Source organism: Levilactobacillus spicheri DSM 15429, from assembly GCF_001435095.1.
Lineage (GTDB): Bacteria > Bacillota > Bacilli > Lactobacillales > Lactobacillaceae > Levilactobacillus > Levilactobacillus spicheri.
The window spans coordinates 1-1,786 of sequence record NZ_AZFC01000009.1; the positions used below are offsets into that span (position 1 = coordinate 1).

Annotated in this window: 1 rRNA gene; it reads right to left on the reverse strand. The window is 50.1% G+C overall.

Features of this window, described 5'->3' with window-relative positions:
* Positions 1-71: 71 nt before the first annotated feature.
* Positions 72-1,637 (reverse strand): 16S ribosomal RNA (locus FD37_RS02715).
* Between the last annotated feature and the right edge of the window lie 149 nt (positions 1,638-1,786).

Sequence of the window (1,786 nt, forward strand, 5' to 3'; positions counted from 1 at the left end):
TTTGAGGGTAGACCCCTCAAAACTGACCATTGTTTCGACAAAGTATGTGTAGCCTCCGTATTATTCCTTAGAAAGGAGGTGATCCAGCCGCAGGTTCTCCTACGGCTACCTTGTTACGACTTCACCCTAATCATCTGTCCCACCTTAGACGGCTGACTCCCGAAGGTTATCTCACCGGCTTTGGGTGTTACAAACTCTCATGGTGTGACGGGCGGTGTGTACAAGGCCCGGGAACGTATTCACCGCGGCATGCTGATCCGCGATTACTAGCGATTCCAACTTCATGTAGGCGAGTTGCAGCCTACAATCCGAACTGAGAACGGCTTTAAGAGATTAGCTTAGCCTCGCGACTTTGCGACTCGTTGTACCGTCCATTGTAGCACGTGTGTAGCCCAGGTCATAAGGGGCATGATGATTTGACGTCATCCCCACCTTCCTCCGGTTTGTCACCGGCAGTCTCACCAGAGTGCCCAACTGAATGCTGGCAACTGATAATAAGGGTTGCGCTCGTTGCGGGACTTAACCCAACATCTCACGACACGAGCTGACGACAACCATGCACCACCTGTCATTCTGTCCCCGAAGGGAACGTCTAATCTCTTAGATTGGCAGAAGATGTCAAGACCTGGTAAGGTTCTTCGCGTAGCTTCGAATTAAACCACATGCTCCACCGCTTGTGCGGGCCCCCGTCAATTCCTTTGAGTTTCAACCTTGCGGTCGTACTCCCCAGGCGGAGTGCTTAATGCGTTAGCTGCAGCACTGAAGGGCGGAAACCCTCCAACACTTAGCACTCATCGTTTACGGCATGGACTACCAGGGTATCTAATCCTGTTCGCTACCCATGCTTTCGAGCCTCAGCGTCAGTTACAGACTAGACAGCCGCCTTCGCCACTGGTGTTCTTCCATATATCTACGCATTCCACCGCTACACATGGAGTTCCACTGTCCTCTTCTGCACTCAAGTCTCCCAGTTTCCGATGCACTTCTTCGGTTAAGCCGAAGGCTTTCACATCAGACTTAAAAAACCGCCTGCGCTCGCTTTACGCCCAATAAATCCGGACAACGCTTGCCACCTACGTATTACCGCGGCTGCTGGCACGTAGTTAGCCGTGGCTTTCTGGTTGAATACCGTCACGATGTCAACAGTTACTCTGACACCCGTTCTTCTTCAACAACAGAGTTTTACGAGCCGAAACCCTTCTTCACTCACGCGGCATTGCTCCATCAGACTTTCGTCCATTGTGGAAGATTCCCTACTGCTGCCTCCCGTAGGAGTCTGGGCCGTGTCTCAGTCCCAATGTGGCCGATTACCCTCTCAGGTCGGCTACGTATCATCGTCTTGGTAAGCCATTACCCTACCAACTAACTAATACGCCGCGGGATCATCCAGAAGTGATAGCCGAAACCACCTTTCAAACAAAATCCATGCGGATTTTGTTGTTATACGGTATTAGCACCTGTTTCCAAGTGTTATCCCCTGCTTCTGGGCAGATTTCCCACGTGTTACTCACCAGTTCGCCACTCGTTCCAATGTTGAAATCAGTGCAAGCACGTCAATCAACGGGAACTCGTTCGACTTGCATGTATTAGGCATGCCGCCAGCGTTCGTCCTGAGCCAGGATCAAACTCTCATCTTAAAGATGATAAGCTTGTAGCTCATCGATTGTTGTTACATTTTTAAAGCGAATTGACTTCGCAAATATTGCTTTGGGTTTGAACCGAAGTTCAAACCGCCCTACACATATTTGGTTTGTCGAAACAATGTTCAGTTTTCAAAGGTCTACCA